Source organism: Corynebacterium confusum, from assembly GCF_030408715.1.
GTDB classification, from domain to species: Bacteria; Actinomycetota; Actinomycetes; order Mycobacteriales; family Mycobacteriaceae; genus Corynebacterium; species Corynebacterium confusum.
Map to the genome: position 1 here is coordinate 956,874 of NZ_CP047202.1, position 14,490 is coordinate 971,363.

Here is a 14,490-nt window from a genome sequence, read left to right on the forward strand (position 1 = left end):
CTGACCGAGCACTCCCACGGGTATGACTCGTACACGCGCATGGCGTTTTTCACCGATACCTCCGTGTGTATCGGCTGCAAGGCCTGCGAGGTCGCCTGCAAGGAGTGGAACCGGAACCCCGTCGAGGGCTACGAGCTCACCGGCAACTCCTACGACAACACCGGCGCGCTGGGGGCGAACACCTGGCGCCACGTGGCGTTCGTGGAGCAGGGCGACGACCGCATCCAGGAGGCCCGCGAGGAGGGGCGCAAGCTCATCTCGCTGGGCATGCCGACCATCGGCGGCGCGGAGCCAGAGATTGATACCACCCCGCCGGATACTTCGGATTTCCGCTGGCTGATGTCGTCGGACGTGTGCAAGCACTGCACCCACGCCGGCTGTCTGGACGTGTGCCCGACAGGCGCGCTCTTCCGCACCGAGTTCGGCACCGTGGTCGTCCAGGACGACGTCTGCAACGGATGCGGTACTTGCGTGGCAGGCTGTCCGTTCGGCGTGATTGAGCGCCGCGACGACGGGGGCGTGACCCTGAAGACGGACAAGACCGCCACCGTCGATCACCAGGACAACTCCCATGCGGGCGTCAACGTCCTGGCTAAGCTCAAGCAGCTTAAACCGCAGGGCGACGACCACACCGCGGGCCAGCCCATGCCGGTCAAGAACCTGGGCGTGGCCCAGAAGTGCACCATGTGCTACGACCGGCTGAAGATGGGGCAGGAGCCGGCGTGCGCGAAGACCTGCCCGACCAATTCCATCCAGTTCGGTACCTACGACGACATGCTCGCCGTCGCCCAGGAGCGCGTGCGCGAGCTGCACGCGCAGGGCCTGCACGAGGCGCGCCTCTACGGGGCGAACTCGGAGGACGGCGTCGGCGGCACCGGCTCGCTGTTCTTGCTGCTGGATTCGCCGGAGGTCTACGGCCTGCCGCCGGATCCGCGCGTGCCCACTGCGGATCTGCCGCAGATGTACAAGACAGCAGCTAAGGCAATCGGCGCGATGGCGCTGGCGGTCGCGGGATCCTTCGTGTTGGGAGGCAAGAAGTGAGCGCATACGACGAATACCGGCCCCCGCAGCCGGAGCGGGCTAACCGCTACAAGAAATTCGACGGAACCAAGCCGAAGCGCAAGAAGCGCGGCAAGGTAGGCGCCGGCGCGCAGGATGGCTCCAAGGAGCAGCGCATGGCGGAGGACTTCGAGTTCTCCTCCTACTACGGCAAGCCCGTGGTCAAGGCCCCGCCGTGGGAATGGCCGATTGGCGCCTACCTGTTCCTGGGCGGCGTCTCCGGCGGTTCGGCGCTGCTGTCGCTGGGCGCGCAGGCCACCGGCAACCGCGCGCTGCGGCGTTCGACGTCGATCTCCGCCTTCGGCGCGGCTGCGGCCGGCTCGGTCTGCCTGGTGTTTGACCTGGGCCGCCCAGAGCGGCTGCTCAACATGTTCCGCGTGTTCAAGGTGACCTCGCCGATGAGCATCGGTTCCTGGATCCTGGCTACCTTCGCCACGGCGGCCTCGCTGCCAGCTCTGTCCGAGCTCGACGATGCTACCGGGCGCCGCGTCCCCCTGCCGAAGTTCGCGCGCAAGGCCGTGCACGGCGCGGCCGGTCCAGCCGGCGTCGTCGCCGGTGTACTGGGTGGCCCGCTGGCCGGCTACACGGCCGTACTGCTGGGTAACACCTCGAACCCGACCTGGAACGACACGAAGCGGCACTTGGCCTTCGTCTTCGTCTCCTCGGCCTCGGCGGCGGCCTCCGGCCTGGCGATGGTGACCACCCCGCAGCAGTTCGCCGGCCCGGCCCGTGCCCTGGGCATGATGGCCGCGGTCAGCGATCTGGTTGCCACCCGCGTCATGGAAGAAAACATGGAGCCCGAGCCGCGCGAGACCCTGCACAAGGGCACGCCCGGCAAGCTGATGAAGGCCTCCGAGTACTTCATCGCCGCCGGGGGAGTGGGCACCGCCATCTCCGCGCTAACCAAGTCGCGGTGGGGCGCGGTCGCCTCCGGCCTAAGCCTGCTGGCCGGCTCGGCGTGCACGCGTTTCGGCGTGCTGAATGCGGGTCTGGAAGCGGTCAAGGACCCGATGACGACCATCGGCCCACAGAAGCGTCGAGCCGCCGCGCGCCGCGCGGAGCAGGGCTTGGATACCTCGGTCGTCACCCCGGACTAGCGGGGACAGCGCAGTCTGAGTTTTCGGTTTGTCAGCCCTGGCAAAGGGCGGCATAATGTTGGCTCGTGTGCCCAAGGTGGGACAGAACCTTCGGCACAAGCTACAACCGAATGAAAGATTGCAGATTCGTGACTATTCCCCGCACGAAGTCGTCCTACGACAAGCGCTCGTACGACGCCTTCTACCGCAGCCGCGTAGGCCTTGCCCCTGGACCCGTGTTCGCCATCCTGGGTGTGATCAGTGGTCTCTACTTCCTTTTGACCGGCACTGTCTGGGCAGTGACCGGCGAGTTTACCCGCCTGGGTGGCCACCTGGTCGAGGCCCTGGGTACAGATATCCAGTCCTGGCAGTACTACCAGGAGGTCACCACCATGGAGGGCAACCCCCTCCAGCGCACCGACGGCTGGATCGTCGTCGCCATGCTCATTGGCTCCCTGGTGGCCGCCCTCATCGCCGGCGATTTCCGCTGGCGCATCCCGCCGCTGAAGCGCCGCTGGGCCCAGGCCCTGTGCGGCGGCATCATCGCCGGCTTCGGCGCCCGCCTGGCGTTTGGCTGCAACCTGGCCGCCATGTTCACCGGCATCCCGCAGTTCTCCCTGCACGCTTGGCTGTTTACCATCATGACCGCGGTCGGCACGGCCGTGGGCGTCAAGATCATCAAAATGCCGTGGTGGCGCGGGCCCTCCAAGCCCAAGCCGATTAACACGCCCAAGGTGGGCCTGGCGGACGTGCGCCGGCAGCTGCAGCGCAAGCGCTGGCTGGGCATCGCCGTGACCATCGTGACGCTTGTCATCGCCGTCGTCTACTTCGCTTCCGGCCAGCCGCTGCTGGGCGTGGCCGTCCTCTTCGGCCTGGCCTTCGGCGTGCTCATCCAGCGCGGCCAGATCTGTTTCACCGCCGCGTTCCGTGACCTGTGGGTGACCAAGAAGACCAAGCTGGCGGATTCGCTGATCATCGGTCTGGCCGCCGCCGTCGTCGTGACCTTCGCGGTCCTGCTGCTTACGGATGCCACCCCGCTGACCAAGCCGGCCGGCTGGGGCACCATCCTTGGCGGCTTCCTCTTCGGCATTGGCATCATCTTCGCCGGGGCCTGCGAGACCGGCATGATGTACCGCGCGATGGAGGGCCAGCTGGTGGCCTGGGTTGCTTTCGCCGGCAACATCATCGGCGCCACCGTCCTGGCCTTCGGCTGGGATCACTGGGGCATTTACGATGCCCTGGTTGCTAACGCCATCAAGCTCAACTTCTACGAGTCCTGGGGTCCCTGGCTGGCGCTCATCACCTCGCTGGCCGCCCTCGGCCTGTGGTGGCTGGCGCAGGCTCCGCTGCGAACCGACCGCCGCGGCCGCCTCGACGCCCAGTACGGAAAGGACAACTAGTGAACGAGCTACCCGATTTCGAGCTGGACCTCTGCGGCGAATCCTGCCCCTACCCGGTTATCCAGACTTTGAGCGCCCTGCAGGACATGGACCCGGGGCAGAAGCTGCAGATCACCACCGACTGCCCGCAGGCCTTCCGCAACGTGCCTGACGATGCCACCGCCGCCGGCCACCGCCTGGTCGGCGAGCCGGAGCGCACTGGCGCCCGCATGACCTTCGTCTTCGAGCGCGGTGAGCACGTCACCGGCCCGCGCATGGACAACAAAACCCAACAGACCAAGCCGGGTCTGCTGGGCAAGCTGAAAAATAAGCTGGGCCGCTAGCGCACGCTAATCAGGGTCTCGCCGGTAGCCGGCACGGTGCGGCCGATGACGGGGTAGCCTGGCACTTCGCCGATGAGTAGCAGACCGCCGGAGGTCTGCGCGTCGGCCAGGAAGATGAGGTCTTCCTCGCTGGCCTCGCCTCCGTCCAGGTGCGGGCGGACCCAGTCCAGGTTGCGGCGGGAGCCGCCGGGGATGAAGCCGGCGGCCAGCGCCTCGCGGGCGCCATCGATGGCGGGCACGGCCGACAGATCTACCTCCGCCGCGATGCCGGAGGCGTGGCACATCTTGTACAGGTGGCCCAGCAGGCCGAAGCCGGTGATATCGGTCGCGGCCTTGATCCCGGCCCGGGTGGCGGCCTGGGCGGCCTCCCGGTTCAGTGTGGTCATGGATTCGACCGCCGAAGGGATGGCCTCGCCGGTGGCCTTGTGCTTGTTATTCAAGATGCCGACGCCGATGGGCTTGGTCAGGGTGATGGGGAGGCCCGGCTCGGCGGAATCGTTGCGCATGAGCTTGTCTGGGGCCACGATGCCCGTGGCCGAGAGCCCGTAGAGTGGCTCCGGCGCGGTAATAGAGTGCCCGCCGGTAATCGAAATGCCTGCCTGCTCGGCCACGTCCATGCCGCCGCGCAGCACCTCGCGCAGGATATCCAGGCTCAGCACCTCGCGCGGCCAACCTACGAGGTTGATGGCGGTAACGGGCGTGCCGCCCATCGCATAGACGTCGCTCAGCGCGTTCGCCGCGGCGACCCGGCCCCAGTCATAAGGCTCGTTGAGCATCGGCGTGAAAAAGTCGGCGGTGGAGATGACAGCCAGCCCGTACTGGATCTTGACCGCGGCGGCATCGTCTCCCGCGTCAAGGCCGACGATGACGTTCGGGTCCGCGTGGCCCACCAGGCCTTCGACGGCGGATTCGAGCTCGCCAGCGGGGATCTTGCAGGCGCAACCGCCGCCTGTTGCGAATGAGGTCAGCTTGATATCGTCCATGCTCCCGAGCCTACCCGTCAAAGCGCCTAGGATGGCACGATTGTCGCGCCACCCATGAACCCTTCGCGCTCACCGGGAGCAGGAAAGTGTGCGCTTAGATTGCGCTGGTGACCGCGAAGGGCGCGCCTAGGCAGGCGGGCGCTAGTGTTGGCCGCGGGGGTGCTTGGTAGAGTCTCCGGTGGAGGCGTCTGCGTCCTGGTGGGCGCCCCGGTCTTCAAAACCGGTGAGGCCGAGTATCTCGGTCTGGCAGGTTCGATTCCTGTCCGTCTCCGCCAATAAGCTTATTTTTATCCAGGAGTGCCGTGACTGACCCGCGCCGCAACATCCCGCGCACCGATGAACTGCTGAAACTGCCCGAGGTCGAGCAGGCCCGGGCGCACGTGGCTGAGCCGGTGATTCGCAGCATCGTCGACGGTGTTCTCAACCAGGCCCGCCGCGGGCAGGTGCCGCCGGAGGACGTGGCGAGCGAGGTCACCCGGCGAGTCGGCAGCGCCCAGCCTTATTCGCTGCGGCCGGTCATTAACGCCACGGGCGTTATCGTGCACACGAACCTGGGCCGCGCCCCCTTGCCGCCCGCGGCCGTCGATGCCCTAGTCGCCGCCGCCAGCTACACCGACGTGGAGCTGGACCTGAAGACGGGCTTGCGCTCCAAGCACCGCGGACGCGGCGCGGTCAACGCGCTGCTCGCGGCGTGCCCGGCGGCTGAGGACGCGCTCATCGTCAACAACGGCGCGGCCGCCCTGCTGCTGGCCACTGCGGCGCTGGCCCCGCACCAGGAAGTGATTATCTCGCGGGGAGAGCTCATCGAAATCGGCGCGGGCTTCCGCCTGCCGGAGCTCATCGAGTCCTCGCACGTGCGCCTGCGCGAGATCGGGGCGACGAACCGGACCCACCTCCACGACTACGTCGGAGCCATTGGTCCGGAGTCAGGAGCCATCTTGAAGGTGCACCCCTCGAACTTCCGGATCACCGGCTTTACCAGCTCGGTTTCGGTGGAGCAGCTGCGCCCAGTCGCGCAGGAGCATGGCATCCGCCTCATCGTGGACTTGGGATCGGGTCTTTTGACCCCGGATGCGACGCTGCCGGACGAGCCTGACCTGCACGCCCAATTGGCGGCCGGCGCGGACGTGGTCATCGCCTCCGGGGACAAGCTGCTGGGCGGCCCCCAGGCCGGGATTCTGCTCGGGACGCAGGAGGCCATCGCCTGCATGAAGAAGCACCCGCTGGCCCGGGCCCTGCGGGTGGACAAGCTGCGGCTCAACGCCCTGGAGGCCGCGCTGAACACCCCGAGCAACGCCGTCGCGGACGCGCTGCACGTCAGCGCCGAGTCGCTGAAAGCCCGCACCGAGGCGATCGCCGCGGAGCTGGGCGCGCAGGTCGTCGAACACGCCGGGCGCGTGGGCGGCGGCGGGGCGCCGGAGTACCCGTTGCCTGGCTACGCCATCGCCTTAGACGACAAAGTGGCGGGGCGCTTGCGCAAGGGCAGTCCGGCGGTGCTCGCGCGCGTCCACGACGGGCGCTGCCTGGTGGATCTGCGCTGCGTGCCACCCGGAGAAGATCCCACCTTGCTCGCGGCCTTGAAGGAGGCTATCTAGATGCAGGTCATCGCCACTGCCGGACACGTCGATCACGGCAAATCCACGCTGGTCAAAGCTCTGACCACCATGGAGCCGGACCGCTGGGAGGAAGAGAAGCGCCGGGGGCTGACCATCGACCTGGGTTTTGCGTGGACCACGCTGCCCAGCGGGGAGGACGTCGCCTTCGTCGACGTTCCCGGGCACGAGCGTTTCTTGGGCAACATGCTGGCCGGGCTGGGGCCTATCGGGCTGGGGCCGGCGCCCATCCTGCTCTTCGTCGTCGCCGCGGACGAGGGCTGGCAGGCCCAGAGCAGCGATCACCGCGATGCCGCGGTGGCGCTGGGCATCGAACGCGCGGTGGTGGTCTTAAGCCGCGCGGACAAGGCGGACGCGCAGCAGCGGGCGGAAAGCGCCGCTCAAGTTCAGCGGGAACTGGCCGGCACGCCTCTGGCCCAGGCGCCGGTGGTGGAGGTCTCGGCGGTCACGGGCGAGGGCATCGACAAGCTGCGCGAGGCCCTCGACGGCTTAGTCGGGCCGGAACCGGACCCGGCAGCCGCCGTGCGGTTGTGGATCGACCGGTCGTTTAGCATCACCGGCGCGGGCACCGTGGTCACCGGCACCCTGGTAGCCGGCATACTGCGGCCCGGGGACACGCTCAGCCTGTTCCAGGCCACCGGCGTGCGCGAGGTTGAGGTGCGGGGCCTACACAGTGAGAACTCCGCCATCGACCGCGCCCAGCCGGTCAGCCGGGTGGCGGTGAACCTGCGCGGCATCGACGCCGGTACCATCCACCGCGGCGACGTACTGGCCACCCCGGGCAGGTGGGAGGCCACCCGCGTTATCGACGTGCGCCGCACCACGGGCCGGGGCCTGGACGAGGTCCCGCAGGAGGTCGTCGCCCATCTGGGCAGCGCCGGGGTGGGCGTGCACGTGCGGCCTTTCGACGCCCAGCACGCCCGCCTGCAGCTGCCGGAACCGCTGCCGGTCGTGGTCGGGGACCGCCTCATCCTGCGCGGCTCGGGCGCGCGCCACGTGCTGGCCGGCGTCGAGGTCATCGACGTCGCCCCGCCGGAGCTCAACCGCCGCGGGGACGGGACCCGGCGCGGCCAGGTGCTGGCGGGCATTACTGATGCCAGCGATGCCGGGGAACAGGTACGTCGCCGCAAGGCCGTACGCGTCGACGACTTGGCCCGCCAGGGACTGGATACGGATAATCGCCCGGCTGGCGTGGTCGCCTTCCGCGGGTGGTGGATTAGCGCCCGCGCGGTCACCGAGTGGAGGACCGAGCTGCTGGGCGCGCTCGAGGCCTATTTCGCCGACAACCTCCTGGCTGCCGGGATGCCGCGCGTGGCCGCCGTCCACCTCTTGGCCTTGCCCGGCGAGGAGCTTCTCGACGTCGTCATCGCCGCGGCGAAGGTCAGTTCGGCCGATGGGCTGCTGAGCCTGCCGGGGCGCCAGGCGGGCCTCGGCGCGGCGGAAGAAGGCATCGCCAAACTGGAAAAGCGGCTGGCCGATGCCCCCTGCGCCGCCCCGGAGGCCGGCGACTTGGAGGCCTGGGGGCTGGGCGCGAAGGAGCTGGCCGCCGCCGAGCGCGCCGGGCGCGTGGTGCGCCTGGGGGGCGGGGTCGTGCTGGTGCCGGCCAGCCTGGAGTGGGCCAAGGACCGCCTGGGCGAGCTGGACCAGCCGTTTACGACCTCGCAGGCGCGCCAGGCGCTGGGCACTAGCCGCCGTGTGGTCATCCCGGTGCTTGAGCACTTCGATGCTCAACGGGTCACCCGCCGGATCGACGCCGGGCACCGCGAGCTGCGCTAGCGGGAGGCGCTAGTCCTGCTCCGGCGGGTCGTGGTGCAGCTTCGGGAACGGCCCGAAGGCGCTGCTGGGGGCCTCCTCTTCGCCGGGAGCGTCGGGTCCGACGACCGGCCGCCCGCCCGGGGTGGGCAGGGGGAAGGCGGCGCAGTCGAGGGTGACGTCCCAGGTTTGGGTAAGTGGCTGCGGGCGGGCCGGCCAGGCGCTGGCGTCCGGCAGCGCGGGCGGGGCCGGGCGGAAGCGTAGCGATTCTGCGTCGGCGGGGACATCGACGGCAATGCTGCCGTCGGCCACATAGGCGCGCGCGCAGACGGTGCGGGTGCCCGCGGCATCCAACGCCGCGGTCAGAGCGGGGTAGTCGGCCGGGGTGCCGATGGTGCCCAAGACGTTGTCCTCGGTGCTGACGATTAACTCCGCCGCCTTCTTGTCCACGCGCACGATGAGCTGGCAGGCATGGATGTACGCGGCGTAATCGTCTGGCAGATCCCCGCGGGAAGTATCCACCACGGCGGGCTGGCCGCCGTCGACGATAACCGTCTGGGCGGGAACCGTGTTGACCGGCACCAACCATTCGTTAGGACCCAGGTGGATGCCGACCTCGACTGCGCGGTCGGCGATCTCGCACTGCGCCCACGTGGTGGGAATTAACCCGGCGCGCCGCAGCCGGTCTAGGCCGGGGAAGGCGGCGGCCTCGTCCGCCGCGATGGTCGCGATGATGCCCACAGACGCCCGGACCCGCCAACCGGCCGGCAGGGGCTCCAGGCTGACCTCGAGGACCTGCGGCTCGTGCGCCAGGCCGGGCAGGCTCAGCACCGGGGCTGCGGTGATGTGATCCAGGAGGGCCAGGTGCTCCACGCCGAGGAACTGGGCGGGCAGATGGTAGTTACGCATTAGGCGGCGCTCCTGCGGTTGCTTTGAGAAACGGGTGGGCTCAGCCAGAACCAGCCTGAAGCTTAGCGGCAAGCCCTCACTGCCAGACAGTCTATCGAGGCCTCCGCCGCCTTTACCCGATTACTAGGGTGAACGCTCGCCCAAAGTGGAGAAGTCCAGCACACAGTGCGTTATGGTATACGCCACAGAAGTATCGGCTTATGTTTTCTGTCCACTCTCTTATCCACTCGGGAATCGAGCGTCTAGGGCAAGGAGGATCCTCATCTCGCAGCAAGAGTCTTCATCATCGTCCGACGCCGGCGTAGGGTCGGAACCGGTTTCGGCCCAGCGGGGCGCCGGCCACAACCGCAAGCCGGGCAGCCTGCCGCAGGCCAAGCGGGTGCTCAAGGACATTATCTACCCGCACAACATCCACCCGGCGCTGGTGCCCGGCGTGTCCATCGAGGACCAGAAGATCAAGTACGGGGTGGACAAGCCGATCTTGGTGGTGGTCGGCGGCCTCATCGTGGCCTTCATCATCTGGGGTGTGCTGGCCCCGCAGCAGGTTTTCAGTGCCTCCTCGGTCGCCCTCGAATGGGTCATGACGAACCTGGGCTGGATCTTTACCGTGCTGGCCATTGGGCTGGTCTTTTTGCTGCTGATCCTGGCCTTTTCCCGCTACGGGCGCATCCCACTGGGCGTGGACGGGGAAAAACCGGAGTTTTCCACGGTCAGCTGGGCGGCGATGCTTTTTGGCGCCGGCATTGGCATCGGCATCATCTTCTTCGGCCCTTACGAGCCGCTCAGCCACTACCTGTCGCCACGGCCCGGGGCCTACGAGGCCGCCAGCGAGGAAGCCATGATGGGCGCGATGGCGCAGGCGGCCATGCACTGGGGCCTTAACGCCTGGGCCATCTACGCCATTGTCGGGCTTGCCGTGGCCTATGTGTCTTACCGCCGCGGGCGCGTGCCGCTGATGAGCTCCATCCTGCTGCCGCTTCTGGGCACCAAGAAGAACGACTCCTGGCAGGCCCGGGTCATCGACGGCCTGGCGATTATTGCCACGCTGTTTGGTACGGCGGCGACGCTCGGCATCGGCGCGCTGCAGATTAGCCGCGGCGTCGAGGTGGTCACCGGCTGGTCGCCGGAGGGCAACGCCCTGGCGCTGGTCATCATCATGGTGCTATCGGTCGGCACGATCGCTTCGGCGGTCTCCGGCGTGGCCCGCGGTATCCGCTGGCTGTCCAACATCAACCTGGCCCTGGCGCTCGGCCTGGCGATCTTCTTCTTCGTGGTCGGCCCGACCGCGTTTTTGGCCAATATGCTGCCGGCCGTGGTCGTCGAGTACGTCGGCTCCATGCCGGACATGCTGGCCGCGAACATGGGCGAGGGCGAAGAGATGCAGGCCTACCTCTCGGCCTGGACCACGTTCTACTGGGCCTGGTGGGTGTCCTGGGCGCCGTTCGTCGGCGTCTTCGTAGCCAAGATTTCGCGCGGGCGCACTATCCGCCAGTACATCCTGGGCGTGCTTTTCATCCCTTCCGCCATCATCGTGGGTGCCTACACCATCCTGGGTGGGACCACCATCTGGCTGCAGCGCCAGTCCAACGCCGTGGCCCCGGATGGCACCGCCGAGTCCATGCCCGCGCCGGAGGAAATCTTCTTCGTGGTGCTGGACAAGCTCCCCGGTACCGAAATCGTCGCGCCGCTGGTGATGGTGATGCTTGCGGTCTTCTTCGTGACCACCGCGGACTCGGCCTCGCTGATCAACTCGCAGATGACGCAGAAGGGCAACCCGCGGCCCAAGCCCTGGATCACCATCTTCTGGATCCTGTGCATGGCCGGTATCGCCGTGGTGATCCTGCTAGCCGGCGGCCGCAATGCCCTGCAGGGCCTGCAGAACCTCATCACCATTACCGCGCTGCCTTTCGCGGTCATCATCGTGGCCATGTGCGTGGCCCTGGTGCGCGAGTTGCGCAACGACCCGATGAGTATCCGTGCCCACTACGAGTCCCAGGCGATCTCCAACGCCGTCGTCCACGGCGTGCGCGACTACGGCGACGACTTCGCCCTGAGCATCGAGCCGACGCCCAGCGAATCCGACTACGCCACTGGGTCCGACTTCGACTCCACCGCAGATGAGGTCACCGAGTGGTACACCCGCACCGACGAGGAAGGAAACACCGTCGGCTACGACTACGAAACCGGCGAGTACATCGCCGAGGACAACAGCGGCGTCGATCCGGACGACGACAGCGGGGTTAAGGCGGACTAATAACGGCGGTCGACATTCCCGCCCTTTAAGGTAGTGGGCATGCACGATCTGCCCACCATCGTCTTCGCCTTCGGGCTGGCGCTGCTGGCCGGCCTGTCCACCGCGATCGGTGGCGCCATTGCTGTCAGCCGCCGTAACCCGGGCCCCGGATTCATGGCTGGGGCCCTGGGGTTGTCGGCCGGCGTGATGCTGTACGTCTCCTTCGTCGAGATCCTCCCGGAGGGCAAAGAGCAGCTAACCGAGGCCTTCGCCGACGCGCGCGCCGGGACCTGGGCGGCCGTCGGCGCGTTTTTCGCAGGCATAGCCGTTATCGCGATTATCGACCGCCTGGTGCCGGAGGAAATCAACCCGCACGAGCCAGGCACCACCGAGGAAGCCGCCCGCCGCCGCCGGCTCATGAAGACCGGCGTGTTCACCGCCGGCGCGCTGGCCATCCACAACTTCCCGGAGGGTTTTTCCACCTTCCTGGCCGGCCTCGAGGACGTCCAGGTCGCGCTGCCCGTCGCGGTAGCGATCGCCATCCACAACATCCCGGAGGGCATAGCCGTGGCCGTGCCGCTGCGGGAGGCGACCGGCTCGCGCGCCAAGGGCTTCTGGTGGGCGCTGGTCTCCGGTTTAGCTGAGCCTATGGGCGCCCTCATCGGTTTCGTGCTCCTGATGCCGCTGCTGGGACCGGCGACGATGGGCGTAAGCTTCGCTGCCATCGCCGGCATCATGGTCTTTATCAGCCTGGACGAGCTGCTGCCGACGGCCGAGGAAACCGGCAAGCACCACTTCGCCATCTACGGCGTCATCGCTGGCATGGCTATCATGGCGCTGTCGCTGCTGCTGTTCCTGTAGGAGTCTTGCGCGCGGCCGCCGTCCGCCGCGCCTCGCGGGCGAGGTAGAACGAGCCCAGCGCCGAGACGACAATTGGGCCGACCAGCCACAGCGGGGCCGCGGTCAGTTCCCAGGTGATGACGGCGGCGAAGAGGGGAGCCCGCTGAGTGACCGCCAGCACCGCGGCGGCGCCGATGAGCGCGCAGGTGATGATCGAGTATTCGCTGTCCATCCACGGCAGGCCGGTCCAATGGAAGAAGAAGGCGGCGGCCCCGCCGAGCGACGCCCCCGTGGCCAGCGCGGGTGTGAGCGTGCCGCCCACGGCCCCGCAGCGCAGGCAGAGCACCGTCAGGAGAGGTTTGGCCACCAGCAGGCAGGCAAAGAGCGCGCCGCTGCCGCCCAGGTGCAGCGTGAGCTGGATGATATCGAAGCCGTTGCCCGGCACCGGCGGCAAGACCAGCGCGCAGACCCCCACGGCCGCCCCCGCCGCGCCGACGGTCAGCGGCAGGTACCACCGCGGCGGGGTGCGGTGGCGTCCGGCCCAGTCCGCGCCCGCCGCGAAAGCGCCGCCGATGCTGCCGGCCAGCGGCATCACCACCACCATCCAGGCCACGGCCGCCAGGACCAGCCCGCGGCTGGGGGAGAACTCAGGCAGCGTGTAGAAGGCCTGGTGGCCCACCACGGGCCAGGCGGTCACGGTCGCCAGGCCGGACACGGCCAGCGCGGTGAGCACCGTGCGTAGGGTAGGGGTGATGCGCAGCACGGAGAAGGCGAAGATGGCACCGGCCAGCGGGACGTTGTAGACCGCGCCCAACCCGGCGCCGGCGGCGATGGCCACCAGCTCGACGGCGACGCCGCTAGTGGAGTTCTTGTTCCGGGTTAGGGCCGCGGCTACGACGGCCGCGCCCTGGCGCGGGGCGTTCTCGCGCCCGATCGAGCTGCCCGTGCCGGCGGCGAGCAGTTGGAAGGCGGCATCGGCCAGCGTGCGCACCAGCGGCAGGCCGCGGCCGTCGTGTAGGGCGTCGCCGACGGTGCGTACCGGGCCGCCGCGGCGCAGCCACCACCAGCCGGCCCCGGCCAGCAGCCCGCCGGCCGCCGGCACGCCGACGACGGTGGCCCAGTGCGCGGGGCCCGGGTCGTCGTGCGCGCCGATCACGAGCAGGGCGTCGACGCAAAGCGTCATCACCAAGCCAACGATGCCGGCGGCCAGGCCGGCGGCGACCACCAGGGCCACGTAGACGAGCGGGGACTTGATCCCCGGGGAAGGGGTGGTGCTACTTGGCCGCCCGGACATGCTGAATACCTTCGACGACGGCGACGAGGATGGCGCCGACCACGAAACCGAAGACCATCGAGCTGGCGGTATCCACCAGCCATTCCAGCACGCCGGCAGGAACCAGCTGGCTTAAGTGGTGGACGGCATCGACGGGCGCGCTCAGGCCGAACTCCGCCAGGCCGGAGGTCAGGATGTGGCCGCCGACCCACAGCATGGCGGCGGTGCCGATGATGCCGATGATGTGCAGGACGTAGGGCATGCCCTTGACCAGGGCCTTGCCGACCAGGGAGTTGCCGTCGCGGCGCTCGAGCAGGCGCAGGCCAATGTCATCCATCTTGATCAGCACGGCCACCGCGCCGTAAACGCCCAGGGTAAAGACGATGGCGATGGTAATCAGCGTGATAACGCGCAGCCCGAAGGACTCGCTCATCAACTCGTTGAGGGCGATGACCATGATTTCCGCCGACAGGATGAGGTCGGTGCGGATGGCCGAGGACACGAGCGAGTCCTCCGCCTCTGGGCCGGACTCGCGCACCGGCGTTTCCTGATCCTCCATGCCCGGCAGCAGCTTCGCGGCGATCTTGTGGGCGCCCTCGAAGCAGAGGTAAGCCCCACCCAGCATCAGGATGGGGGTCAGCGCCCAAGGGGCCAGCCAGGACAGCAGGAGCGCCACCGGAAGGATGATGATGAGCTTGTTGACCAGAGAGCCCTTGGTGATACGCCAGATCATCGGCAGCTCCCGCTTGGGGTCCACGCCGGCGACGTACTGCGGGGTCACTGCGGCGTCATCGACCACGACCCCGACCGCCTTGGCGGAGGTCTTGCCAGTCAGCGCGGCGACGTCGTCTACCGACGAGGCCGCCGAACGCGCGATCAGCGCGATGTCATCGAACAAGGCAAGAAGGCCACCGGCCATGAAACCACTCTCCGGGCAGTGCTAGACAAATTTAGGGCGAAAGTTTAAGAGCCAAAGCGGGAAATAGAAGCTAAAAAGCAACAGCTAAAGCGTTTGCAATCTACCCCGGA

At 68.1% G+C, this 14,490-nt stretch carries 12 protein-coding genes and 1 tRNA gene; 9 read left to right on the top strand and 4 right to left on the bottom strand.

Annotated elements, in window-relative coordinates:
- Nucleotides 1-39 precede the first annotated feature (39 nt).
- The 4 genes from CCONF_RS04545 to yedF all read left to right on the top strand — a co-directional run bounded on the left by CCONF_RS04545 (nucleotide 40) and on the right by yedF (nucleotide 3,858).
- Nucleotides 40-1,041 (top strand): 4Fe-4S dicluster domain-containing protein, encoded by a 1,002-nt coding sequence (locus CCONF_RS04545; RefSeq protein ID WP_290226254.1) that lies wholly within the window; start codon nucleotides 40-42, stop codon nucleotides 1,039-1,041.
- Complete coding sequence (gene nrfD, locus CCONF_RS04550) at nucleotides 1,038-2,156, top strand: NrfD/PsrC family molybdoenzyme membrane anchor subunit (protein ID WP_290225683.1); 1,119 nt, start codon at nucleotides 1,038-1,040, stop codon at nucleotides 2,154-2,156. Before CCONF_RS04545 ends, nrfD begins: the two co-directional genes overlap by 4 nt.
- A 128-nt stretch (nucleotides 2,157-2,284) precedes the next feature.
- Nucleotides 2,285-3,535, top strand: a complete 1,251-nt coding sequence (gene yedE, locus CCONF_RS04555) for a selenium metabolism membrane protein YedE/FdhT (protein WP_290225685.1) — start codon at nucleotides 2,285-2,287, stop codon at nucleotides 3,533-3,535.
- On the top strand, nucleotides 3,535-3,858 hold the full coding sequence (yedF, locus tag CCONF_RS04560; protein ID WP_290225688.1) for a sulfurtransferase-like selenium metabolism protein YedF: 324 nt from the start codon (nucleotides 3,535-3,537) through the stop codon (nucleotides 3,856-3,858). Before yedE ends, yedF begins: the two co-directional genes overlap by 1 nt.
- On the opposite strand, the gene selD is transcribed toward yedF, so the two are convergent.
- Nucleotides 3,855-4,841 (bottom strand): selenide, water dikinase SelD, encoded by a 987-nt coding sequence (gene selD, locus CCONF_RS04565; RefSeq protein ID WP_290225690.1) that lies wholly within the window; start codon nucleotides 4,839-4,841, stop codon nucleotides 3,855-3,857. The two genes, yedF and selD, sit on opposite strands and share 4 nt — an antisense overlap.
- A gap of 180 nt (nucleotides 4,842-5,021) precedes the next feature.
- Between selD and CCONF_RS04570 the strand changes: the two genes are divergently transcribed.
- From CCONF_RS04570 to selB, 3 genes are all read left to right on the top strand, one after another.
- Nucleotides 5,022-5,116, top strand: a tRNA-Sec gene (locus CCONF_RS04570).
- 27 nt (nucleotides 5,117-5,143) lie between these two features.
- Entirely contained in the window at nucleotides 5,144-6,436 is a 1,293-nt protein-coding gene (gene selA / locus CCONF_RS04575; protein ID WP_290225693.1) for an L-seryl-tRNA(Sec) selenium transferase, read from the top strand.
- Nucleotides 6,437-8,230: a selenocysteine-specific translation elongation factor gene (selB, locus tag CCONF_RS04580; RefSeq protein WP_290225695.1), complete on the top strand. Its 1,794-nt coding sequence runs from the start codon at nucleotides 6,437-6,439 to the stop codon at nucleotides 8,228-8,230. It abuts the gene before it with no gap.
- 9 nt (nucleotides 8,231-8,239) lie between these two features.
- Here selB and CCONF_RS04585 read toward each other — a convergent pair whose 3' ends face one another.
- Nucleotides 8,240-9,115, bottom strand: a complete 876-nt coding sequence (locus CCONF_RS04585; RefSeq protein ID WP_290225697.1) for a hypothetical protein — start codon at nucleotides 9,113-9,115, stop codon at nucleotides 8,240-8,242.
- Between the two features lie 379 nt (nucleotides 9,116-9,494).
- On the opposite strand from CCONF_RS04585, the gene CCONF_RS04590 reads away from it, so the two are divergent.
- Both CCONF_RS04590 and zupT read left to right on the top strand, forming a co-directional pair.
- Entirely contained in the window at nucleotides 9,495-11,369 is a 1,875-nt protein-coding gene (locus tag CCONF_RS04590) for a BCCT family transporter (RefSeq protein ID WP_290225699.1), read from the top strand.
- Nucleotides 11,370-11,408: 39 nt separating this feature from the next.
- Nucleotides 11,409-12,209 carry a zinc transporter ZupT gene (zupT, locus tag CCONF_RS04595; protein ID WP_290225700.1) on the top strand — a complete coding sequence of 267 codons (801 nt, stop codon included), beginning with the start codon at nucleotides 11,409-11,411 and terminating at the stop codon, nucleotides 12,207-12,209.
- Here zupT and CCONF_RS04600 read toward each other — a convergent pair.
- On the bottom strand, nucleotides 12,178-13,482 hold the full coding sequence (locus CCONF_RS04600) for a chloride channel protein (protein WP_290225702.1): 1,305 nt from the start codon (nucleotides 13,480-13,482) through the stop codon (nucleotides 12,178-12,180). The genes zupT and CCONF_RS04600 overlap by 32 nt on opposite strands.
- Nucleotides 13,463-14,380, bottom strand: a complete 918-nt coding sequence (locus tag CCONF_RS04605; RefSeq protein WP_290225704.1) for a DUF808 domain-containing protein — start codon at nucleotides 14,378-14,380, stop codon at nucleotides 13,463-13,465. The genes CCONF_RS04600 and CCONF_RS04605 overlap by 20 nt, the downstream gene beginning before the upstream one ends.
- Nucleotides 14,381-14,490: the final 110 nt, after the last annotated feature.

Excerpts from the sequence above, each read along its gene's own strand:
- CCONF_RS04545 (WP_290226254.1), top strand. The coding sequence starts at position 40 with ATGGCGTTTTTCACCGATACCTCCGTGTGTATCGGCTGCAAGGCCTGC.
- selD (WP_290225690.1), bottom strand. The coding sequence starts at position 4,841 with ATGGACGATATCAAGCTGACCTCATTCGCAACAGGCGGCGGTTGCGCC.
- selB (WP_290225695.1), top strand. The coding sequence starts at position 6,437 with ATGCAGGTCATCGCCACTGCCGGACACGTCGATCACGGCAAATCCACG.
- CCONF_RS04585 (WP_290225697.1), bottom strand. The coding sequence starts at position 9,115 with ATGCGTAACTACCATCTGCCCGCCCAGTTCCTCGGCGTGGAGCACCTG.
- zupT (WP_290225700.1), top strand. The coding sequence starts at position 11,409 with ATGCACGATCTGCCCACCATCGTCTTCGCCTTCGGGCTGGCGCTGCTG.
- CCONF_RS04600 (WP_290225702.1), bottom strand. The coding sequence starts at position 13,482 with ATGTCCGGGCGGCCAAGTAGCACCACCCCTTCCCCGGGGATCAAGTCC.
- CCONF_RS04605 (WP_290225704.1), bottom strand. The coding sequence starts at position 14,380 with ATGGCCGGTGGCCTTCTTGCCTTGTTCGATGACATCGCGCTGATCGCG.